Origin of the sequence: Pseudomonas cedrina subsp. cedrina, assembly GCF_001983175.1 — a bacterium.
GTDB lineage: Bacteria > Pseudomonadota > Gammaproteobacteria > Pseudomonadales > Pseudomonadaceae > Aquipseudomonas > Aquipseudomonas cedrina.
This window is the reverse complement of record NZ_MNPW01000006.1, coordinates 381,225-403,049: the sequence shown is the minus strand read 5'-3', so window position 1 is coordinate 403,049 and position 21,825 is coordinate 381,225. Positions and strand designations below refer to the sequence as shown.

Annotated in this window: 20 protein-coding genes; 9 read left to right on the top strand and 11 right to left on the bottom strand. The window is 61.9% G+C overall.

Annotated elements, in window-relative coordinates; genetic code table 11:
• Window positions 1-85: 85 nt before the first annotated feature.
• A complete protein-coding gene (locus tag BLL36_RS15135) occupies window positions 86-1,735 on the top strand; it encodes a BBE domain-containing protein (protein WP_076952191.1) in 1,650 nt (549 codons plus the stop codon).
• Between the two features lie 39 nt (window positions 1,736-1,774).
• Here BLL36_RS15135 and BLL36_RS15130 read toward each other — a convergent pair whose 3' ends face one another.
• From BLL36_RS15130 to BLL36_RS15105, 6 genes are all read right to left on the bottom strand, one after another.
• The gene (locus tag BLL36_RS15130) at window positions 1,775-3,079 is read right to left on the bottom strand and encodes an MFS transporter (protein WP_076952190.1); all 1,305 of its coding nucleotides are present in this window, start codon (window positions 3,077-3,079) and stop codon (window positions 1,775-1,777) included.
• Between the two features lie 172 nt (window positions 3,080-3,251).
• Window positions 3,252-4,400, bottom strand: coding sequence for a galactonate dehydratase (gene dgoD / locus BLL36_RS15125; protein ID WP_003170741.1), 1,149 nt, complete (start codon window positions 4,398-4,400; stop codon window positions 3,252-3,254).
• A 48-nt stretch (window positions 4,401-4,448) separates the two neighbouring features.
• Complete coding sequence (locus BLL36_RS15120; RefSeq protein WP_076952189.1) at window positions 4,449-5,069, bottom strand: 2-dehydro-3-deoxy-6-phosphogalactonate aldolase; 621 nt, start codon at window positions 5,067-5,069, stop codon at window positions 4,449-4,451.
• Window position 5,070: 1 nt separating this feature from the next.
• Window positions 5,071-6,030 carry a 2-dehydro-3-deoxygalactonokinase gene (locus BLL36_RS15115; protein ID WP_076952188.1) on the bottom strand — a complete coding sequence of 320 codons (960 nt, stop codon included), beginning with the start codon at window positions 6,028-6,030 and terminating at the stop codon, window positions 5,071-5,073.
• A gap of 176 nt (window positions 6,031-6,206) precedes the next feature.
• Complete coding sequence (locus BLL36_RS15110; protein WP_076952187.1) at window positions 6,207-6,533, bottom strand: DOPA 4,5-dioxygenase family protein; 327 nt, start codon at window positions 6,531-6,533, stop codon at window positions 6,207-6,209.
• A 31-nt stretch (window positions 6,534-6,564) separates the two neighbouring features.
• Entirely contained in the window at window positions 6,565-7,515 is a 951-nt protein-coding gene (locus tag BLL36_RS15105; protein ID WP_076952186.1) for a choline sulfate utilization transcriptional regulator, read from the bottom strand.
• A 103-nt stretch (window positions 7,516-7,618) separates the two neighbouring features.
• Here BLL36_RS15105 and betC point away from each other — a divergent pair, with 103 nt between their 5' ends.
• From betC to BLL36_RS15090, 3 genes are all read left to right on the top strand, one after another.
• A complete protein-coding gene (gene betC / locus BLL36_RS15100; RefSeq protein WP_076952185.1) occupies window positions 7,619-9,133 on the top strand; it encodes a choline-sulfatase in 1,515 nt (504 codons plus the stop codon).
• An 18-nt stretch (window positions 9,134-9,151) separates the two neighbouring features.
• Window positions 9,152-10,066 carry a choline ABC transporter substrate-binding protein gene (choX, locus tag BLL36_RS15095; RefSeq protein ID WP_076952184.1) on the top strand — a complete coding sequence of 305 codons (915 nt, stop codon included), beginning with the start codon at window positions 9,152-9,154 and terminating at the stop codon, window positions 10,064-10,066.
• A 172-nt stretch (window positions 10,067-10,238) separates the two neighbouring features.
• Window positions 10,239-11,807, top strand: a complete 1,569-nt coding sequence (locus tag BLL36_RS15090; RefSeq protein ID WP_076952183.1) for a SulP family inorganic anion transporter — start codon at window positions 10,239-10,241, stop codon at window positions 11,805-11,807.
• Window positions 11,808-11,916: 109 nt separating this feature from the next.
• Here BLL36_RS15090 and aroE read toward each other — a convergent pair whose 3' ends face one another.
• A complete protein-coding gene (gene aroE / locus BLL36_RS15085) occupies window positions 11,917-12,735 on the bottom strand; it encodes a shikimate dehydrogenase (RefSeq protein ID WP_076952182.1) in 819 nt (272 codons plus the stop codon).
• Window positions 12,735-13,667 carry an oxygen-dependent coproporphyrinogen oxidase gene (gene hemF, locus BLL36_RS15080; RefSeq protein ID WP_076952181.1) on the bottom strand — a complete coding sequence of 311 codons (933 nt, stop codon included), beginning with the start codon at window positions 13,665-13,667 and terminating at the stop codon, window positions 12,735-12,737. The genes aroE and hemF overlap by 1 nt, the downstream gene beginning before the upstream one ends.
• 160 nt (window positions 13,668-13,827) lie before the next feature.
• On the opposite strand from hemF, the gene BLL36_RS15075 reads away from it, so the two are divergent.
• The gene (locus BLL36_RS15075) at window positions 13,828-14,805 is read left to right on the top strand and encodes an NADPH:quinone reductase (protein WP_076952180.1); all 978 of its coding nucleotides are present in this window, start codon (window positions 13,828-13,830) and stop codon (window positions 14,803-14,805) included.
• A gap of 105 nt (window positions 14,806-14,910) precedes the next feature.
• Here BLL36_RS15075 and BLL36_RS15070 read toward each other — a convergent pair whose 3' ends face one another.
• From BLL36_RS15070 to BLL36_RS15060, 3 genes are all read right to left on the bottom strand, one after another.
• A complete protein-coding gene (locus BLL36_RS15070; protein ID WP_076952179.1) occupies window positions 14,911-15,468 on the bottom strand; it encodes an L-threonylcarbamoyladenylate synthase in 558 nt (185 codons plus the stop codon).
• Between the two features lie 54 nt (window positions 15,469-15,522).
• On the bottom strand, window positions 15,523-16,617 hold the full coding sequence (dprA, locus tag BLL36_RS15065; protein WP_076952178.1) for a DNA-processing protein DprA: 1,095 nt from the start codon (window positions 16,615-16,617) through the stop codon (window positions 15,523-15,525).
• Between the two features lie 63 nt (window positions 16,618-16,680).
• On the bottom strand, window positions 16,681-17,457 hold the full coding sequence (locus BLL36_RS15060) for a peptidoglycan-binding protein (protein ID WP_076952177.1): 777 nt from the start codon (window positions 17,455-17,457) through the stop codon (window positions 16,681-16,683).
• 135 nt (window positions 17,458-17,592) lie between these two features.
• Between BLL36_RS15060 and def the strand changes: the two genes are divergently transcribed.
• The 4 genes from def to trkA all read left to right on the top strand — a co-directional run bounded on the left by def (window position 17,593) and on the right by trkA (window position 21,825).
• A complete protein-coding gene (gene def / locus BLL36_RS15055; protein WP_076952176.1) occupies window positions 17,593-18,099 on the top strand; it encodes a peptide deformylase in 507 nt (168 codons plus the stop codon).
• A 69-nt stretch (window positions 18,100-18,168) separates the two neighbouring features.
• Window positions 18,169-19,122 (top strand): methionyl-tRNA formyltransferase, encoded by a 954-nt coding sequence (fmt, locus tag BLL36_RS15050; protein WP_076952175.1) that lies wholly within the window; start codon window positions 18,169-18,171, stop codon window positions 19,120-19,122.
• Window positions 19,119-20,429, top strand: a complete 1,311-nt coding sequence (gene rsmB, locus BLL36_RS15045; RefSeq protein ID WP_076952174.1) for a 16S rRNA (cytosine(967)-C(5))-methyltransferase RsmB — start codon at window positions 19,119-19,121, stop codon at window positions 20,427-20,429. The genes fmt and rsmB overlap by 4 nt, the downstream gene beginning before the upstream one ends.
• A gap of 22 nt (window positions 20,430-20,451) precedes the next feature.
• Entirely contained in the window at window positions 20,452-21,825 is a 1,374-nt protein-coding gene (gene trkA / locus BLL36_RS15040; protein WP_010565843.1) for a Trk system potassium transporter TrkA, read from the top strand.

Below are 21,825 nucleotides of genomic sequence, written 5' to 3'. Positions count from 1 at the left end.
CGCCCCTGCAAGCCCCCGCAGTTCTTGCCTCCCGGTCGTTAAGTTAGCTGCATCAGAAGTCATCCTTGGCTCCCAGGAGTACATCATGGCATTTGATCTCATCACTGCTTCAGACCCCCGTCATTCAACCTTGCAGAAAGGCTTCAACCTGCGCTGGCCGTTGGGCAATGTGCAGGGCGAGTCGTCGCCCGCAGGCGCCGACCGGATTTACCTCTGTCAGAACTTTCAAGACATTATCGACGCCGCCGCCCAGGCGCTGGCGTTGCCCAATGGCCGGATAACCGTACGCAGCGGCGGTCATTGCTATGAAGGTTTCGTCTCAAACAAGATGCCCAATAGCACCGAGACACTGTCGATTCTGGATATCAGCCACCTCAACCAAGTGATGTATGACGTCAGTGGGCAAATCGCCTCGGAACTGGTGCCAAGCTCACCTCATCGCTACAGCTTTCGCCTGGGGGCGGGCGGTCAGAACTGGGATGCCTACGTGGCGTTGTATAAATTGGCCAACAAAAGCCTGCCCGGTGGTTCGTGTTACTCGGTCGGGCTGGGCGGCCATATCTGCGGAGGCGGCTACGGGTTGCTGTCACGCAAGGATGGCCTGGTGTGTGACTGGCTGAGCGGCGTCGATATGCTGGTGCCCAACGCCCAACGCGACGGCCTGCAACCGGTGCATGTAGCTCGTAACAATACCAATCCGGATGAACTGGATCTGTTTGCCGCCTGCTGCGGCGCAGGCGGTGGACAGTTCGGGATTATTACCAGCTATTACTTCGACAGTTTGCCCGACGCCCCCACCGAGGTGCTGTGGCTGGTGATGGAGTGGGACTGGTCGCAGTTGAGCAAGCTTGCCCTCGACAAGCTGCTGACGGCCTATCAGGATTGGTTTGCCCGCAACCAGGCCAACCGCGGCACCTGGGGCCTGGCGACCAAACTGGAAATGCGCCACCAGAACACCGGCAACGTTACCCTGGACGTCCATTACGTGGACAAGAATGGCGGGCTCCAGGATCAGGCAGCCTTTGATGACTTCGTAACAACCATGCTGACTGCAATCGGCATACCCGCCACCGAATGCCTCAGCCAGTCACCTGCGATCCACCTGCCACGCAGCAACCCAGCCGGGCGTACGATCAATTCATTGTCATCCGCCCTGGCGGCCACGCGCCAAATGGATTGGCTGCATTGCCAGCAAACCCTCAACGGTTCGGGGCCAAACCAACGTGGCCGGTATAAGTCGGCTTACCAGAAGGGCGGGTTTACCCCAACGGTGCTGCAGGCGATCTGGGACACGCTGACGCTGGATGATCCCAACAAGTATCTGACTCAGAGCCTGATCCAGATCCAGTCCTTCGGCGGGCAGATCAATGAGGCTAGCCCGGCGATACGTCGGGAATCATCGGTTTCGCAGCGTTCGTCGTACCTGAAATGGCAGCCGCAATGCTACTGGCATGACGAAAGCGTCGCTGCGGATCAAGCACACGCGAACTGGATTCAAGGGCTGTTTTCCAAGGCCTTCGCTAGCGGTGTTCCGGTCGACCCTGAGTTTGACGGTTGCTACATCAACTACCCTGACCGCGATATGCTGTTCCATCGTGGCATCCCAAGCCTGGGACCCAACCCGCGGTGGTACGAGATATTCTTCCCTGACGGCACGATCAGAACCCGCCTGCACGACACCAAACAACGCTGGGACCCGCAGAATATGTTCCATAACGAAATGTCGGTACCGTAAGCCAAACGTGACGGGCGACCGCAAGGTCGCCCGCATTGCTTACAACTCGATCCGCTCGACCTTGCCCACCAGCAATATGTAGGACAGCGCCCCCAGCAATGCCAGCACCGCGATATAGGTAATCGCCGGCGCAAACGAATCGCCACTGGCCAGGAAGCCAATCACGATCGGCGTGGCGATCGCCGACAGGTTGCCGATGAAGTTGAACACCCCTCCGGTCAGCCCCAGCAGGCGCGCCGGTGCCAGGGTCGACACCAGCGACCAGGTGATCGACGCCAGGCCGTTACCGAAGAACGCCAGCGCCAGGAACGCGATCACCCAGGCCGTCGAGTCCACATAGTTGGCACCGATGATCGCCGTGGAAATCAGCAACCCGCCAATGATCGGCAACTTGCGCGCAAACCCCACCGACGCGCCGCGACGAATCAGCCAATCGGAAAAGATCCCGGAGCACAGCACGCCGACAAACGCTGCCAGGAACGGCAGCGACGCCAGCAGGCCGGACTTGATGAAGTCCATGCCGCGATATTTCACCAGGTAGGTCGGGAACCAGGTCAGGAAGAACCACAGCGTGGAGTTCAGGCAGAACTGCCCCAGGTAGATGCCCCAGAGTTTGCGTTTGCTCAACACGATGCCCAGGTCGACCCAGCTGAACGGTGCCTTGGTGGTTTTTTCCTGCATGTCCACCAGGCCACCGCCTTCGCGGATCAGCTCGATTTCAGCGGCGTTGGCGCCTTTGAAATCCTTGGGTTCGCGATACACCGCATACCAGATCACCGCCCACACAATGCCCACGCCACCGGTGGCGACAAACACCATGTGCCAGCCAAACGCGTGTTGCAGCCAGGCCAGGACCGGGGTGAGAAACGCCAGCCCGACAAACTGCCCCGAGGTGTAGACGCCAATCGCCGTGGCGCGCTCGCGCTCAGGGAACCAGGTGGTGACCACACGGCTGTTGATCGGATACGCCGGGGCTTCCAACGCACCCACCGCCATGCGCAGCACGAACAGTGCGATAAAGCTGGCGGCGAAGCCGAGCATTACGGTGGCGATGGACCACAGCAACAGCGCAGCGGTGTAGAGAATGCGCGGCGGCACGCGGTCCACCAGCCAGCCGCCGGGGATTTGCATGGCGGCGTAGGTCCAGCCGAAGGCCGAGAAGATCAGGCCGACATGCACCGGGTCGATGCCCAGCTCGCTGGTCAGGGCCGGGGCGGCGATCGACAGGTTGCTGCGGTCGAGGTAGTTGATGACCACGGTAATGAACAGCAGCACCATGATGAAAAAACGCTTTCTTGTAGGCGTGACTAAAGAAGCCTGCCCGGTAGGGGACTCAGGGTGCATGGGGGTGCCTCTTCTTGTGTTTGTTGAGGACAGATCTTGCTGACGGAACACGGTCAATGTGGGAGCTGGCTTGCCTGCGAAAGCGGTGGGCCAGCTTGCATCTCTGGCACTGATGCACCGCTATCGCAGGCAAGCCAGCTCCCACATTTGATCCGGTTTCGTCAGAGGGAAATCACCACTCGGCAAAGCTGCCGTCGGCGTGGCGCCAAATCGGGTTGCGCCAGCGGTGGCCGATGGCCGCGCGTTCGATCACGTATTCCTCGTTGATCTCGATACCCAGGCCCGGACCGTTGGGGATCTTCACAAAGCCCTGGTCATAGTCGAACACGCCCGGGTCGCGCACGTAATCGAGCAGGTCATTGCTCTCGTTGTAATGAATGCCCAGGCTCTGCTCCTGGATAAACGCGTTGTAGCACACCGCATCCAGCTGCAGGCAGGCCGCCAGGGCAATCGGGCCCAGCGGGCAGTGCAAGGCCAGCGCCACATCGTAGGCTTCCGCCATGTTGGCGATCTTGCGGGTTTCAGTGATACCGCCGGCGTGGGAAGCATCCGGCTGGATGATGTCGACGTAGCCTTCGCTGAGCACGCGCTTGAAGTCCCAGCGCGAGAACAGGCGCTCGCCCAGGGCAATCGGCGTGCTGGTCAGCGGCGCCAGTTCCTTGAGCGCTTCGTAGTTCTCGCTCAGCACCGGCTCTTCGATAAACATCAGTTTGTACGGGTCCAGCTCTTTCATCAGCACCTTGGCCATGGGCTTGTGCACACGACCATGGAAGTCGACGCCGATGCCGACGTTCGGGCCGACCGCATCACGCACGGCGGCGACGTTGGCCAGGGCCAGGTCGACCTTTTCGAAGCTGTCGACGAACTGCAACTCTTCGGTGCCGTTCATTTTCACCGCGGTAAAACCACGGGCCACGGCTTCCTTGGCGGCGCGGGCAGTATCGGCCGGGCGGTCGCCGCCGATCCATGAATACACGCGGATCTTGTCACGCACCTGGCCGCCGAGCAGATCGCTGACCGACACGCCAAGCGCCTTGCCCTTGATGTCCCACAACGCCTGGTCGATACCGGCGAGGGCGCTCATGTGCACGGCGCCGCCACGGTAGAAGCCGCCGCGATAGAGCACGGTCCAGATGTCTTCGATATTGCGTGGGTCTTTGCCGATCAGGTAGTCGGACAATTCCTCGACAGCCGCCGCCACTGTGTGGGCGCGACCCTCGACGACGGGTTCACCCCAGCCGGTCACGCCCTGGTCGGTTTCGACTTTCAGGAAGCACCAGCGCGGCGGGACGATAAAGGTCGTCAATTTGGTGATTTTCATCTGTTATCTCTCTTATAGATGCGGCGCCTGTGGGCGCGGAACTTATAGTCAGTTCAGGGCTTTCCAGGCGGCGACATAAGCCTGGGCGCGGCTCGCTACCTGATCCACTGTCATACCCGGCTTGAACAACCCGGAACCCAGCCCGAAGCCTTTGGCGCCGGCGTCGATAAACACTTGCATGTTGTCCGGGGTGATGCCGCCCACCGGCAGCAGCAAAGTGCCTGCCGGCAATACCGCCAACCACGCCTTGATCACCGCCGGGCCCATTTGCTCGGCGGGGAACAGTTTCAACACGTCGGCGCCTTCGGCCAGTGCGGCGAAGGCTTCGGTGGGCGTGGCCACGCCCGGCGACAAGTACAGGCCCGCGGCTTTCGCGGCGCGCAACACCTTGGCGTCGCTATGGGGCATCACGATCACCTGGCCACCGGCCGCCTTCACCTGTTCGACCTGCTCGGGCAGCAACACCGTACCGGCACCGATCAGACAATCGGCGGGCAGGCTGTCGCGCAAGGTGCGGATGCTGATGTAGGGATCGGGCGAATTGAGCGGGACTTCGATCACACGAAACCCAGCCTGGTACAGCACCTGGCCGACGGCCTGGGCTTCGTCCGGGCGGATGCCGCGCAAGATGGCGATCAAACCGTTTTGCGCGAGTGCTTGCTTGAGCATGTCAGGCCTCCGTTACAGGTTGAATGAGCCCGGCCGCCTCGGCCAGTTGCCACAGGCCGCGCTCGCTGGCTTCCTGCGCCAGGCTGACATGGGCAAAGCCGCAGAGGGCGAGGGCGCGTTGATAGCGGGCGCAAAGGGGAGCGGCGCCGACCAGGATGATCTGTTTGTGTCGTGCGCTGTCCGGTAAGCCATTGAGTTCATGGCCGATGAGCAAGCCCGAAAGGTAGTCGGGCTGCTGCTCGGGAGCGAGTTCGGCGGTGAGGCCAAGGGTGCGCGCGCTGAACAGAGTCGACAGCACGCCGCGCTGGCCGTCTTTGGAAAGCGCCACTTGCACGCCTCGGTCAAAGGCTTGTGCCTGGAATTGTTCGCTGGCTTGCTGGGTGCGCCCGAGGATGCTGTGCTTGCTCAGTACGGCGAACACCTCGCCGGTCATGAAGGTGTCGAAGTGGGTGATGCAGCCTTCGACCACTTCGACCCATTTGGAATGGCTACCGGGCAGGCCGATCAGTACGTCGGTGCCGAGCCCCTGCAGCACACCCAGTACCTGGGTTTCTTCGCCGCGCATCACGTTGGGCAAGCCAATCCGTTCGATGACGCCCGGCACGATATGCACGTCGACCCCGCGCACGCTGCGCACGCGGTGCAAGGCCTGGCTGAGGCTGGCGACGTCGACCGGCGTGTTGCGGTAAGCCGCCTCGCTCCAACCCTGGGCGCTGCCGACCATGCCGCAGGCGATCACTGCAAGGTTTGGCTCGGCGTCGAGCCAGTCGCCGCACGCCGCATCGAAGGCCAATTCAAAGCCATCGCTGCAATGCACGCCGGCGATATTCCGGGGCTCGCTGGGCAAATGCATGATGCCCCAGGCCAGAGAGCGCTGTTCCAGCACTACGCCTGCGGGGCCGAGTTTATAAGCACGAAGGGAACTGGTTCCCCAATCGAGCGCGATCAATTGCGCCTGCATCGCTTCACCTGAAATGAGTGGGTGCTGAAAAAAGCAGATGGGCGAATATAAACCTATGGCCGGTTACATCTCAATATATAAATAACGATCCCATATAGTGGGAGCAATCAGGATAAATCCTACAATGTCTTCGGCTTTAGCTGGGCAGAGGCTCAGGCGTTATCTGATACAGCGAGTTAAAAATTCGACAGGTCCAGTTCGCGCATTGCACCCATCCAGATCGCATAGTCGGTATGGTCCTTGAGGTCATCCCCGGTATCGGGATGCAGGAACACCACCAGGCCATTGCGGTGCAGCGCCAACCACGGCAGCACCACGCCGATGTATTCGGGCTCAAACGCCAACTGGCAGCTCCAGTCCGGATGCGGACCCACGGGCCGTTGGTGCACACGCCCCATGCGCAGCGGAAAAAGCTTGGCAGCGTCTTCGCACAGGGTGCGCGCCTGTTCGAGGGTGCTGGCGTCAAAGTAGATGTGAGCGTGATAGCCCTTGATACGCTGCATGACGGACTCCGGATCCCTTTGGCGCCAAATCCTAGACCGCAATGGACGGCAGGGCCAGCCCGGTCAGCGACTGCGCGCTGCTGGCCTGCTCGTCCACCAGCCAGTCGACAAAGCGTTCGACCAACTGCCCGCGGCGTTTGCGCTGGGGCTGCACCACGTAATAGCCAAAGCGCGAGATCACGGTGTCGCGGATCGGCCGACACAGCCAATTCTGTTCCAGCAGGTTGTCCACCAGATGGCGCCAACCGATGGCCACGCCCTGGCCGGCAATCGCGGCCTGGATCAGCAGGGTGTAATTGTCGAAGCGCAATTGGCCGGGCGTGGGTGCGATGGTGATGCCCAGTTCGCGAAACACTCCGCTCCAGTCGAACCAATGGCTGTTGTTTTCCTGGCGCAGGTGCAGCAGAGGGCAATCGTGCAAATTTTGCACAGTCAGCGGCGCGGCCTGGTTCTTCAGCCATTGCGGGCTGCACACCGGGAACACTTCCTCGTTGAACAGCCAGAGGCTATCGCCCTGCTTGAAGCGACCATCGCCAAACAGCACCGCCACGTCGATGTCGCTGCGCAGGGTGGCGTGGTTGCGTTCGCTGGTCACCAGGCTCACATCCACCTGGGGGTTGGCCTGGTGAAAGCGGTGCAAGCGCGGCATCAGCCAGTACGCAGCAAAGGCGAAGTCAGTGGCCACTTGCAACACTTCATGCTGGTCCTGCTGGCTGATCACGCTCAGGCCTGAGTTGATCGCCTGCAAACCGCCTTGCACATGCTCAAACAGCAGGGCCCCGGCGTCGGTCAGCTCGATGCCGCGGTAGATGCGATCAAACAGGCGGACCGCCAGTTGTTCTTCCAGCCGCTTGATCTGCTGGCTGACCGCCGGCTGGGTGGTGCCCAGCTCCATCGCGGCGGCCGTGAAGCTGCGATGGCGCGCTGCGGCTTCGAAGGCGCGCAACAAATCGAGGGACAGGTCACCGAGGGCTTCATACATTAGCTGGACTTATCCTAGACATTGCCTTTCATGGGCTTTACCCCGTTTTCCAAGGGCTGCATGCTCAGTCGCATAAACACCGCCTATGGAATGCCGAGAACCCATGAAGCGCAAGAACATTCTTTTCATCATGGCCGATCAAATGGCCGCGCCGATGCTGCCGTTCTACGGATCTTCCCCTATCAAGCTGCCGAATCTGAGCCGCCTCGCCGCCCAAGGCGTGGTATTCGACGCAGCCTATTGCAACAGTCCCTTGTGCGCACCGTCGCGCTTCACACTGGTGAGCGGGCAGTTGCCGAGCAAGATCGGCGCCTACGACAACGCAGCGGATTTTCCCGCCGATGTGCCGACCTACGCCCATTACCTGCGCCGCCTCGGCTATCGCACCGCGCTGTCAGGCAAGATGCACTTCTGCGGCCCCGACCAATTGCACGGTTACGAAGAACGCCTGACCAGTGACATTTACCCTGCCGACTACGGCTGGGCGGTGAACTGGGACGAGCCGGACGTGCGCCCCACCTGGTATCACAACATGTCCTCGGTGCTGCAAGCCGGTCCTTGCGTGCGCACCAACCAGCTGGATTTCGACGAAGAAGTGGTATTCAAGGCCCAGCAGTATTTGTTCGACCATATCCGCGAAGACGGCGACCAACCGTTCTGCCTGACCGTGTCGATGACTCATCCCCACGACCCGTACACCATTCCCAAGCCATTTTGGGATCTGTACGACGACGCCGATATCCCTTTGCCTGCAACGCCGGCACAAAGTGATCTCGACCCTCACTCCCAACGCCTGCTCAAGGTCTACGACCTGTGGGACAAGCCGCTGCCGGTGGATAAGATCCGCGATGCGCGCCGCGCCTACTTTGGCGCGTGCAGCTATATCGACAGCAACGTCGGCAAACTGCTGCAGACCCTGGAAGACACCGGCCTGGCCGACGACACCATCATCATCTTCTCCGGCGACCACGGCGACATGCTCGGCGAGCGCGGCCTCTGGTACAAAATGCACTGGTTTGAAATGGCCGCCCGCGTGCCGCTGCTGGTCAGTGCGCCAGGGCAGTTCGCGGCGGGCCGCGTGTCCAAGGCCGTGTCCACTGCCGACCTGCTGCCCACCCTGGTGGAGCTGGCCGGAGGCGAACTGGACCCACGCCTGCCGCTGGACGGCCGTTCGCTGGTCCCGCACCTGCAAGGGCAGGGCGGGCATGACGAGGTTTTTGGCGAATACATGGCTGAAGGCACCATCAGTCCGCTGATGATGATTCGCCGTGGCGCCTACAAATTCATCTACAGCGAAGACGACCCTTGTCTATTGTTCGATGTACATAACGATCCACGGGAGCAGGAAGAACTCAGCCAGTCGCCGCAGCATCAGGCGCTGTTTGCGGCCTTCCTGGACGAGGCGCGGGCCAAATGGGACATCCCGGCGATTCACCAACAGGTGCTCGCCAGCCAACGCCGCCGTCGCCTGGTGTTTGAAGCACTGACCCAAGGCAAGCTCAAGAGCTGGGATCACCAGCCACTGGTGGACGCCAGTCAGCAATACATGCGCAACCATATCGACCTCGATGACCTGGAGCGCAAGGCACGTTATCCACAACCCTGCCAAAACCAATAAACAGATTGAGGGAAGGCCATGCAAAAGTTGACTGTGATGCTGGGTATGTTGGCGTTTGGGAGCGCCCATGTGTACGCGGACACCAGCTGCGAAACCGTGAAGATGGCCGATCCGGGCTGGAGCGATATCGCGGCCACCAATGCCATCACCGGGTTTCTGCTGACGGGCATGGGCTACAAGGCCAAGGTCGACACCCTTGCGGTGCCGATTACCTTTGGCGGGCTCAAGGACGGCCAGGTAGACGTGTTCCTGGGTAACTGGATGCCGGCGCAGCAAGGCTTCTACGACAAGTTCGTGGCCAATGGCGATGTGGTGCAACTGGCGAAAAACCTCGACGGCACCGAGTTCACCCTCGCCGTGCCGGACTACGTGTGGGACGCCGGGGTGCATGACTTTGCCGACTTGAACAAGTTTGCCGACAAGTTCGACAAGAAGATCTACGGCATCGGTTCCGGCGCGCCGGCGAATATCTCGTTGCAGGAGATCATCAAGAAGAACGACTTCGACCTCGGCCAGTGGAAGCTGATCGAGTCCAGCGAACAGGCGATGCTCGCCGAAGTGTCACGGGCGGTTAAGAAGCAGAAATTCGTGACCTTCCTCGGCTGGACCCCGCACCCGATGAACGTGCAGTTAAAAATGCACTATCTCAAAGGCGGCGAGAAGTATTTTGGCGACACCGGCAGCGTCTATACGCTGACCCGAAAAGGTTACGCACAGGCCTGCCCGAACGTGGGAAAACTGCTGACCAACCTGAGTTTTACCCAGGAGATGGAGAACAGCATCATGGCCGAGGTGGCCAACAACAAGGTCAGCAATGCGCAAGCGGCGAAAGCGTGGATCAAGGCGAATCCGGCGGTGTTGGATAAGTGGCTTGAGGGCGTGAAAACCGTGGATGGCCAGGATGCGCTGGCGGCGGTCAAAGCCAAACTCTAAGGCCCAACGCGATCCAAATGTGGGAGCGGGCTTGTGTGGGAGCTGGCTTGCCTGCGATTCAGGCACCTCGATTTTGCAGGTACACTGCAGTGATGCCATCGCAGGCAAGCCAGCTCCCACAGGGACCCGTGTGTACTGATAATCTGAGCCAACTTTTCCAGCCGAGTTTTTCATGCCCCGGCCCAACCGCCAATCACTCTTCCCCTTCCTCGCCTGGCTCCCGCGCCAAACCCGCGCCAGCGTCGGCCGGGACGCGATGGTCGGCCTCAGCGGCGCCGTGCTCGCCCTGCCGCAGTCGATTGCTTATGCGCTGATCGCCGGTCTCCCACCCGAATACGGCCTGTACGCCGCGATCATCCCGGTGCTGATCGCGTGTCTCTGGGGTTCGTCCTGGCACCTGATCTGCGGCCCAACGGCGGCGATTTCCATTGTGCTTTACGCCAGTGTCAGTCCGCTGGCTGTGCCGGGCTCACAGGACTACATCACCCTGATCCTGCTGCTTACCTTCCTTGCCGGCGTTTTCCAATGGCTGCTGGGCATGTTGCGCTTTGGCGCGCTGGTGAATTTCGTCTCCCATTCGGTAGTGCTCGGCTTCACCTTGGGTGCCGCCGTGGTCATTGCCCTGGGGCAGTTGCCCAACCTGCTGGGGCTGGAGTTGCCGAGCCAGGCCACGGCGATCAACAGCCTGCTGGCGCTTGTTGAGCACCGTGGCGAATGGGACCGCGCCTCCCTCGCTCTCGGGCTAGGCACATTGCTGTCAGGCGCGCTGCTCAAATATTGGCTACCACGCTGGCCGACGCTGTTGATTGCTCTCACGCTGGGCAGCCTGACGGCTTGGCTGTGGCCGGCGAAGTTCGGGCACGTGGCGTTGGTCAGTTCGTTTGTCGGCAAGTTACCGCCGTTCAGCCCGTTGCCAATGGACCTGGACACAATCCTGCGCCTGCTGCCCAGCGCTGTAGCGGTGGGAATGCTGGGGCTGGTCACCAGCCTGTCGATTGCTCGCTCGCTGTCGGCCCGTTCACAACAACTGCTCGACGCCAACCAGGAAGTCCGCGCGCAGGGCTTATCCAACATGGTTGGCGGATTTTTCTCCGGGTATCTGTCAGCCGGATCCTTTACGCGCTCAGGCCTCAGCTATGAAGCCGGTGCTTGTTCGCCGTTGGCCGGCGTGTTTTCTGCGCTCTGGGTGGCACTGTTCGCGTTGTTCGGGGCGGCGCTGATCGCCCATATCCCGATCCCGAGCATGGCCGCGAGCATCCTGCTGATTTGCTGGGGCCTGGTGGACCATCGCGGCATTCGCGCGTTGTTCCGCGTGAGCCGCGCGGAGTTTGTGGTGATGGGCCTGACGTGCCTCGCAACCTTGCTGCTGGAGTTGCAAACGGCAATTTATGCGGGCGTGCTGGCGTCGCTGTTTTTCTACCTCAAGCGTACCTCGCAACCACGGGTACAACAGTGGCGGGACGGGGAGGAGGATGTGCTGCGCGTCGGCGGTTCGATCTTTTTTGGCGCCAGCCATTATCTACAAGTACGCCTGCAAAGCTTGCAGGGCGAGCGGGTAGTGATCGAGGCGCAGCAGATCAACTTTATCGATTATTCCGGCGTGGAGATGCTGCACCAGGAGGCGCGCAGATTGCGTGGGTTGGGGCGCAGCCTGACGTTGCGTCGGGCGCGGCCGCAAGTCGTTGAGGAGCTGAAAAAACTGGAAGGCGCCGAAAACTGCCCCATCCATTTCGAAGACTGAACGCGGTTAAAACTGTGGGAGCGGGCTTGCCTGCGATTGCGGTCTGTCTGAAACACCGCTATCGCAGGCAAGCCAGCTCCCACATTGACCGTGCCCGCATTAAGTTGGGTTAAGCCAACTGCCGGCGCAGCTCGGCCAACACCGGCGCCGAATCCGGGCGCACGCCGCGCCACAGGAAGAAGGCTTCCGCCGCCTGCTCCACCAGCATGCCCAGGCCATCCATCGCCACGGCTGCGCCTTGTTCGGTCGCCCAGCGGCAGAACGCAGTCGGTTCCTTGGCGTACATCATGTCGTAGCAAAAAGTCCTGCCCGGCTCGATCAGGCTGCCGGCGATCGGCGGTACAGCGCCTGACAGGCTCGCAGACGTAGCGTTGATGATCACATCGACCGGCTCACGCAACCAATCGAAACCGCTGGCAGCCACGGGGCCCAGGTCGTCAAACAACTCGGCGAGCAACTCCGCTTTTTCCACGGTGCGGTTGGCGATGACCAACGACGCCGGCTGTTCGGCCAGCAATGGTTCCAATGCACCGCGCACCGCACCACCGGCACCCAGCACCAGGATACGTTTGCCTTGCAGGCTCAAACCGGCGTTGACCCTGAGGTCGCGCACCAGGCCGGCGCCATCGGTGTTGTCGCCGAGCAGGCTGCCATCGGCGAGCTTACTCAAGGTGTTCACCGCGCCGGCGCGTTGGGCGCGTTCGGTCAAGGTATTGGCCAAGCGGAAGGCGTCTTCCTTGAACGGCACGGTGACATTGGCGCCACGACCCTGCTGGAAAAACTCACGGGCACAGCCGTTAAAATCCTCCAGCGGCGCGAGCAACGTGCCGTAGTCCAGTTGCTCGCCAGTCTGCTCGGCAAACAGGCGATGGATCAGCGGCGATTTGCTGTGGCCGATGGGATTGCCGAAGACGACATAACGATCCATCAGACCGCCGCCTTGGGCGCGGCAAGTCCCAGCCAGTCGCGGTCTTGAAGAAAGTAGTCAGTGAGGCGGGCTTCTTCGCTGCCGGCCTCGGCCTTCCAGTCGTAGCTCCAGCGTACTTGCGGCGGCAGCGACATCAGGATCGACTCGGTACGCCCGCCCGATTGCAGGCCGAACAGCGTGCCACGGTCGTAGACCAGGTTGAACTCAACGTAGCGGCCCCGGCGGAACTCCTGGAATTGGCGCTGCTGCTCGGTGTAAGCGATGGCTTTGCGGCGCTGAACAATTGGCAGGTAGGCGTCGATATAGGCATCGCCGATGGCGCGGATGAACGCGAAGCAGGTGTCGAAGCCCCATTCATTCAAATCATCGAAGAACAGGCCGCCGATACCACGAGGCTCGTTGCGATGCTTGATGTGGAAGTAGGTGTCACACCACGCCTTGTAGCGCGAGTAAACATCCGCGCCAAACGGTGCGCATGCCTGCTCGGCCACGCGGTGCCAGTGGATGCAGTCTTCCTCGTTGCCGTAGTAAGGCGTGAGGTCGAAGCCGCCGCCAAACCACCACACCGGCTCTTCACCTTCTTTTTCAGCGATGAAAAACCGCACGTTGGCGTGGGAAGTCGGTACATGAGGGTTGTGCGGATGGATTACCAGCGAGACACCCAGGGCTTCAAAGCCACGGCCGGCCAGTTCAGGCCGGTGCGCACTGGCGGAAGGCGGGAGACCGCTGCCAAATACGTGGGAAAAGTTAACGCCGCCTTTTTCGATCACCGAACCGTTTTCGATCACACGGGTACGACCGCCGCCGCCGGCCGGCCGGGTCCAGGTGTCTTCGATGAAGCGAGTGTCCGTCTCGAAGGTTTCCAGGGCGCTGCAAATACGGTCTTGCAGGTCGAGCAGGTAGGCCTTTACGGCCTCAGTGCGGGTAGTCATGGCATCACCTTGAATCGGGCAAAGCTACGCGAGGCCATTGGGCGTCGGCGGCAAATGGGCGCACAGGATACCACCCCATCCGACTGCGCCGCAGTTGACGAAGATCAAGCTTAGGCGTTCGATAGGGGGCTACGCGAGTTCCAACCCAGGAGAAGTGCAGATGGCCAAACGTATCCAGTTCAGCGCCCATGGCGGCCCCGAAGTGCTTGAATATGTGGACTACACGCCGGCGGAGCCCGGCCCGCAGCAGGTTCGCGTGCGTAACGAGGCGATCGGCCTGAACTTTATCGACACCTACTTGCGCAGTGGCTTGTATGCACCGCCGTCCCTGCCATCGGGGCTGGGTGCCGAAGGCGCCGGTGTGGTCGACGCCGTCGGCAGCGAAGTCAGCCAATTCAAGGTCGGCGACCGCGTGGCCTACGGCAGTGGCCCGCTGGGTGCCTACAGCCAGTTGCACGTGCTGCCCGCCGCCAACCTGGTACACCTGCCGGACGAGATCAGCTTCGAACAAGCCGCCGGCGCCATGCTCAAAGGCCTGACCGTGCAGTACCTGCTGCGCCAGACCTATGAACTCAAAGGTGGCGAAACCATTCTGTTCCACGCCGCGGCCGGTGGCGTGGGTTCCCTGGCCTGCCAATGGGCCAAGGCATTGGGCGTCAAGCTGATCGGTACCGTGAGTTCGCCGGAAAAGGCCGCCCTGGCCAAGTGTCTCGGCGCTTGGGAAACCATCGATTACAGCAAGGAAAACGTTGCACAGCGCGTTCTGGAATTGACCGACGGCAAAAAGGTGCCAGTGGTGTATGACGGCGTCGGCAAGGACACCTGGCTATCGTCACTGGACAGCGTGGCCCCGCGTGGGCTGGTGGTGAGTTTCGGCAATGCATCAGGCGCGGTGGATGGGGTGAACCTGGGGATCCTGGCGGCCAAGGGCTCGCTGTACGTCACCCGGCCGACTCTGGCGACCTACGCAAACAACGCGCAGAACCTGCAGGCAATGGCCGATGACCTGTTCTCGATGATCAAGAGCGGCAAGGTGCGCATTGATGTCAACCAGCGGTATGCGCTGGCGGACGCGGCGAAGGCGCAGACGGAGTTGTCGGGGCGGCGTACGACCGGGTCGACCATTCTGTTGCCTTGAGGGCCTCATCGCGGGCAAGCCCGCTCCCACACTTGACCGAGTTGTCATGACGGACATCGATCAAATGTGGGAGCCGGGCTTGCCCGCGATGGCCGCGACGCGGTCTCAGGAAGGCCGCACCACCTCGCCTGTCACCAGGTCGCGGATCAGGCTGGGGTTCTTGCGACCACCCAAGGCGCCACCCAACACAAGATCCACCTGGCCGCGGAAATACTGCTCCACACGAATCCGCGTGCGCGCGGCCGGCCGCCCCTGTGGGTTGGCCGACGTCGAGATCAACGGCCCCACCAGCGAGCACAAGTCGCGCACCAGCGGATGGTCCGTAACCCGTAGCGCCACGGTGTCATGCATGCCTGTCACCCATTCCGGCAGTAGGTCCTGATGGGGCACCAGCCAGGTATTCGGCCCCGGCCAGGTACTGGCCATGCGGTCGATCCAATCCTGCGGGAAGTCTTCGAACAGAAAGTCGAACTGGCGGATGTTGTCCGCCACCAGGATCAAGCCCTTATCGACCGAACGGTTCTTGATCGCGAGCAAACGGTCCACCGCTGCTTCGTTCCATGGGTCGCAGCCCAAGCCCCAAACCGCCTCGGTTGGATAGGCAATCACCGCGCCTGCGCGAATTTCTCGTGCGGTTTCCAGCACACGCCACCGGTTGACCATGGTTGATTCTCCAGACTAAAGCTTCGCGCAGTTTACCGATCTTCTTTACAAAACCTAGCAGCGCGCAAGCCAGCGCCCACTTTCGCAGATGACCTGGCCCTCCAGTTCAAGTTCGGTGAGCGTCGCCAGCACCTGGGACAACGGCCGCCCGCTCGCAATCGCCAGGGCTTCACTGGTATGGGGCGCTGCGTGCAGCAGCGCCACCAACGGGTGGGTAACAGGCATCGGCGCCGGACGAGACAGCGCCTGCCAGCCGCGCAAGCCTTCCAGGATGTGCTCGATGGTCTCCACCAATACCGCGCCGTCGCGGATCAACTGGTGGCAGCCCTTGGCGCCGGGATGGTGGATGGAGCCGGGGATGGCATACACCTCACGCCCTTGCTCGGCCGCCAGTTTCGCAGTGATCAGCGAACCGCTGGCCATGCTGGCTTCCACCACCAGTACGCCAAGGGACAAACCACTGATGATCCGGTTGCGCCGGGGGAAGTTGCCGGCCTGGGGCGGCGCGTCCAGCGGAAACTCGGAAATCACGGCGCTGCCCTGGTCGATCATCTCCTCAGCCAGCCGTCTGTGGCGTTGTGGATAAAAATTTTCGAGCCCGGTGCCGAGCACGCCAATTGTCTGGCCACCCACGTCCAATGCCGCTTGATGGGCTGCGCCATCGATGCCTAACGCCAGGCCGCTGGTAATCACAAAACCAGCGCTCGCCAAACTGCGGGAAAAGGCTGCCGCCGTGTCCATGCCGGGACGCGATGCACGGCGGCTACCGACCATCGCCAACTGCGGTTTTTCCAGTATCGAAGGGTCGCCAGCGACGAATAACAACGGTGGCGCATCATCAATCTGGGCAAGCAGTGCTGGGTACTCCGGCTGGTCCCACATCAGCAATTGCTGGGCCGGGCGCGCCAACCAGGCCAATGCCGCACTGGCACCGTCGCGCACTTCATGGCTGCGCCGGGCATCGGCGCTGGTGGCTGGCAACCCAAGTGAACGCCACGCGCTGGCTGGCGCGCTGATGGCTTTGGACGCAGAACCGAATGCTTCGATCAATAAGCGAAAACGCTTCGGCCCCAGCTCCGGCAGCCGGTGCAAGCGCAGCCGGGCTTCCAGTTCGCACGGGGATATTTCCTGACTGTTCATCTGAGACATTTGATCTTCCTTGACCGTGAAAAGCTGTGGATAACTCTGTTGGTAACTTATTTAGCAGGCTATTTATTCCGAGTGACGGGCCGTCTCGAAACGATCGGCCACGGCCAGCGGGCGCGAGGCCTTAAGGACCAGGCCGTAACTGAGCTTCTCGTAGGTGCGAAACACCAGCAGGGTGCCCGCGCGTTCGTCGGGCAGTTTCGTGGCTGCGCCGGTGAGGCCATCGCGCACCGTGGCGCCGGTCTTGATAACGCTGAGCAGTTGACCTTCCACCAAACCGTCGCGGCGGCCTTTGTTCAGGGTTACGGCATCCAGCACACCGATCTGGGTCACGCCCTTGGGGACATCGATGATGTGCCCTTCGACGGACGGCGCCGTTGGCGGCACCGCAAGGCTTGCCGAGTCGACGGGAGACTGCGCTCGTAAAAGCCGGTCACCGGGACGCACCTCCTGGGTCACCCGCTGTACGGCCAGGGTCGTGAGGTCGCCGGCGGTAACAAAGCGCGCAGTGCCGACGTCGTCGGCATTGATGCCCAGCAGTTCCTGGGTCTGAGGATCGGTGTAGGCCTTGCCTCGTCGGAATATTCCGTAATCGGGTTGGGAAGGGTCCAGGTCACCCCTGGCATACACCCGCTCGCCATGGGCGCCGAGTACTCGCCCGGCATTGGCGGCGACGATGTACGGCGCGTTGTCCAGGTCCAGAGGCGAGTCGAGAATGCGGTTATGCAGTAAAAAACGCTGGATAGCCTGTTGCGTCGCTTGATCCGGACGCTGGACGGGCTGGGGCAGCAGGGCCATGGCGAACGGGGCCCACAACAGCAAGACGAGTAGCGATTTCCTCATGGGGTCAATCTCCTTTATTATGTGCGTTCGCGTGAAATGCCTCGGCCTTCGCGGCCTTCAAGGGTTTCACACCGGCCGTGTGGGTCCATCCCAACGCCGATTTGCCTCTACCTCACATGTGCAGCAATTACGCTTATGGCTATTTTGAACATCCTCGAATTTCCCGACTCGCGCCTGCGCACGATCGCCAAACCGGTGGCCGTAGTGGACGACAAGGTTCGTCAGTTGGTCGATGACATGTTTGAAACAATGTATGAAGCCCCGGGCATCGGCCTCGCCGCGACCCAGGTCAACGTGCATCAGCGCGTCGTGGTCATGGACCTGTCGGAAGATCGCAGCGAACCGCGTGTATTCATCAATCCTGAGTTCGAACCACTGACCGACGAGATGGGCGAATACCAGGAAGGCTGCCTCTCCGTGCCCGAGTTCTACGAGAACGTCGAACGCCCGTTGCGCGTGAAGATCAAGGCCCTGGACCGCGACGGCAAGCCGTTCGAACAGATTGCCGAAGGTCTGCTGGCGGTGTGTATCCAGCACGAATGCGACCACCTCAACGGCAAGCTGTTTGTCGATTACCTGTCCACGCTCAAGCGCGACCGGATCAAGAAGAAGCTGGAAAAAAAGCATCGCCAGCAAGCTTGATGCCCTTCTTCCAAAGGCTTGCTGCGGCAAGCCTTTTTCTTTTGTGACTGTTTTTAACCGAGACTTCCCATGACCGAGCCACTGCGCATTGTTTTTGCCGGCACTCCCGAATTCGCCGCCGAACATCTGAAGGCCTTGCTTGCCAGCCCTTATGACATTGTCGCGGTGTACACCCAGCCGGATCGCCCGGCCGGTCGCGGGCAAAAACTGATGCCGAGCCCGGTCAAGCAACTGGCCCTGGAACACGACATCCCCGTTCTGCAACCGCCGACCTTGCGCAACGCCGACGCCCAGGCTGAACTCGCCGCGCTGAAACCGGACCTGTTGGTGGTGGTGGCCTACGGCTTGATCCTGCCGCAAGTGGTGCTGGATATCCCGCGCCTGGGTTGCATCAACAGCCATGCTTCGCTGCTGCCACGCTGGCGCGGTGCGGCGCCGATCCAGCGCGCCGTAGAGGCGGGCGACCGCGAAAGCGGGGTGACGGTGATGCGCATGGAGGCGGGCCTGGACACCGGCCCGATGCTGCTCAAAGTCACCACCCCGATTACCCCAGCAGACACCGGTGGCAGCCTGCACGACCGCCTTGCCGAGCTGGGCCCTCCCGCCGTGCTCCAGGCCATCGCTGGGCTCGCCGCCGGCACCCTGGAAGGCCAAGTGCAGGACGACAGCCTGGCCACCTACGCCCACAAGCTGAACAAAGACGAAGCGCGCATCGACTGGCGCCGCCCGGCCGTGGAGCTGGAGCGGCTGGTGCGCGCCTTCAACCCATGGCCGATCTGCCACAGCACCCTCAACGGTGAAGCCTTGAAAGTGCTGGCCGCGACCCTGGCCGAGGGCAAAGGTGCTCCGGGTGAAATCGTTGGCGCCAGCAAGGACGGCCTGCTGGTCGCTTGCGGCGAACAGGCGCTGTGCCTGACCCGTCTGCAATTGCCCGGTGGCAAGGCGCTGAATTTCAGCGACTTGTTCAACAGCCGTCGTGAGAAATTTGCCCTGGGCACGGTCCTTGGCGTGGTGGCCCAATGAACCCGCGTCTGGCCGCCGCCAAGGCCCTCGCCGCCGTGCTCAACGGCAAGGCTTCGCTGAACAGTTCACTGCCCACGCAACTGGATAAGGTCGAGGACCGCGATCGCGGGTTCACCCAGGACCTGGCCTTTGGCACCGCCCGCTGGCAGCCACGGTTGTCGGCGCTGGCGGCGAAGTTGCTGCAGAAGCCGTTCAAGGCGGCCGATGCCGATGTCGAGGCGTTGCTGCTGGTAGGCCTGTATCAGCTGCTCTATACCCGCGTGCCCGCTCACGCCGCTATCGGCGAGACCGTCGGTTGCGCCGACAAGCTGAAAAAGCCCTGGGCCAAAGCGCTGCTCAACGCCGTACTGCGCCGCGCCCAACGCGAAAGCGAAACACTGCTGGCCGAGCTGGAGCATGACCCGGTGGTGCGCACCGCTCACCCGCGCTGGCTGCAAAAATCCTTGAAGGTGTTCTGGCCAGAGCAATGGGAAGCGATTTGCGCGGCCAACAATGCGCACCCGCCGATGATCCTGCGGGTCAACCGCCGCCATCACCCTCGTGACGCCTACTTGCAATTGCTCGCCGACGCCGGCATCAACGCCACGCCCTGCGTGTACAGCACCGACGGCATCGTGCTCGAAGCGGCCACTGATGTGCGCAGCCTGCCGGGATTTGCCGAGGGTTGGATCAGCGTGCAGGACGAAGCTGCGCAACTGGCGGCCGACCTGCTCGACCTGGCGCCCGGCCAACGCGTGCTCGACGCCTGCTGTGCGCCTGGCGGTAAGACCTGCCACATCCTGGAAGTCGAAAAAGACCTGGCCGGTGTAGTCGCTGTCGATCTGGAAGCCAAGCGCCTGGTGCGCGTGCGGGAAAACCTCGCACGCCTGGGCCTGAGCGCCGAGCTGATCGCCGCCGACGGCCGCGACACCGCCGCCTGGTGGGACGGCAAACCGTTCCAGCGCATCCTGCTCGACGCGCCATGCTCGGCCACTGGCGTGATCCGTCGCCACCCGGACATCAAGCTCACCCGCCAACCCGATGACATCATCGCCCTGGCCGCACTGCAAGGCGAGCTGCTCGATGCGCTGTGGCCGACCCTGGAAGTCGGCGGCATCCTGCTCTACGCCACGTGTTCCACCTTGCCGACGGAAAACACCGAGGTGATCCAAGCCTTCCTTGCCCGCACCAGCGGCGCCCGGGAATTGGACCTCGCCACAACCGCCGGCATCAAGCAGCCCCACGGCCGCCAGTTGCTGGCGCAAGAAGGCGGACACGATGGCTTCTACTACGCCAAACTGATCAAGATCGCCGCCGCACGCGGCTGAACGGGTTTAAGGGAGTGACCGGATGAAAATCATCATCCTTGGAGCAGGGCAGGTCGGTGGCACGTTGGCCGAACATTTGGCCAGCGAAGCCAACGACATCACCGTGGTCGACACCGATGCCGAACGCCTGCGCAACCTCGGCGACCGTCTCGACATCCGCACCGTACAAGGCCGCGCCTCGTTCCCGACGGTACTGCGCCAGGCCGGTGCCGATGACGCCGACATGCTGGTGGCCGTGACCAACAGCGACGAAACCAACATGGTCGCCTGCCAGGTCGCCCACACCCTGTTCCACACCCCGACCAAAATCGCGCGGGTGCGCGAAGCGGCCTACCTGACCCGCGCCGGGCTGTTCGACAACGACGCGATCCCGGTCGACGTACTAATCAGCCCGGAACAAGTGGTCACCCACTACATCAAGCGCCTGATCGAGATCCCGGGCGCCTTGCAGGTCATCGACTTTGCCGGCGGCAAGGCGCAGCTGGTCGCGGTGAAGGCCTATTACGGCGGCCCGCTGGTCGGCCAGCAACTGCGCCAGCTGCGCGAGCACATGCCAAACGTGGAAACCCGCGTCGCGGCGATTTTCCGGCGCGACCGCCCGATCCTGCCCCAGGGCGATACCGTGATCGAGGCCGACGACGAAGTGTTTTTCATCGCCGCCAAGGCGAATATTCGTGCAGTCATGAGCGAAATGCGTCGCCTCGACGAAACCTATAAGCGCATCGTTATCGCGGGCGGCGGGCAGATCGGCGAGCGCTTGGCCGAAGCCATCGAAAGCCGCTACCAGGTAAAGATCATCGAGATGAGTCCGGCACGCTGCCGGCATTTGTCCGACACCCTGGACAGCACCGTCGTACTGCAAGGCAGCGCCTCGGACCGCGACCTGCTGATGGAAGAAAACATCGCCGACGCCGATATCTTCCTGGCCCTGACCAACGATGACGAAGCCAACATCATGTCCTCCTTGCTGGCCAAGCGGCTGGGCGCGAAGAAGGTGATGACCATCATCAATAACCCGGCTTATGTCGACTTGATCCAGGGCGGCGATATCGACATCGCCATCAGCCCGCAGCTCGCGACCATTGGCACCTTGCTGGCCCACGTGCGCCGTGGCGATATCGTCAGCGTGCACTCCCTGCGCCGGGGCGCGGCTGAGGCCATCGAGGCGATCGCCCACGGTGACTCGAAGTCGAGCAAGGTGATCGGCAAGGCCATCCGCGATATCGGCTTGCCGCCGGGCACCACCATTGGCGCGATCATTCGTGATGAAGAGGTGATCATTGCTCACGACGATACGGTGATCGCCACGGGTGATCATGTGATCCTGTTCCTGGTGGATAAAAAACATATCCGTGATGTGGAGAAACTGTTCCACGTGGGCTTGAGCTTTTTCTGA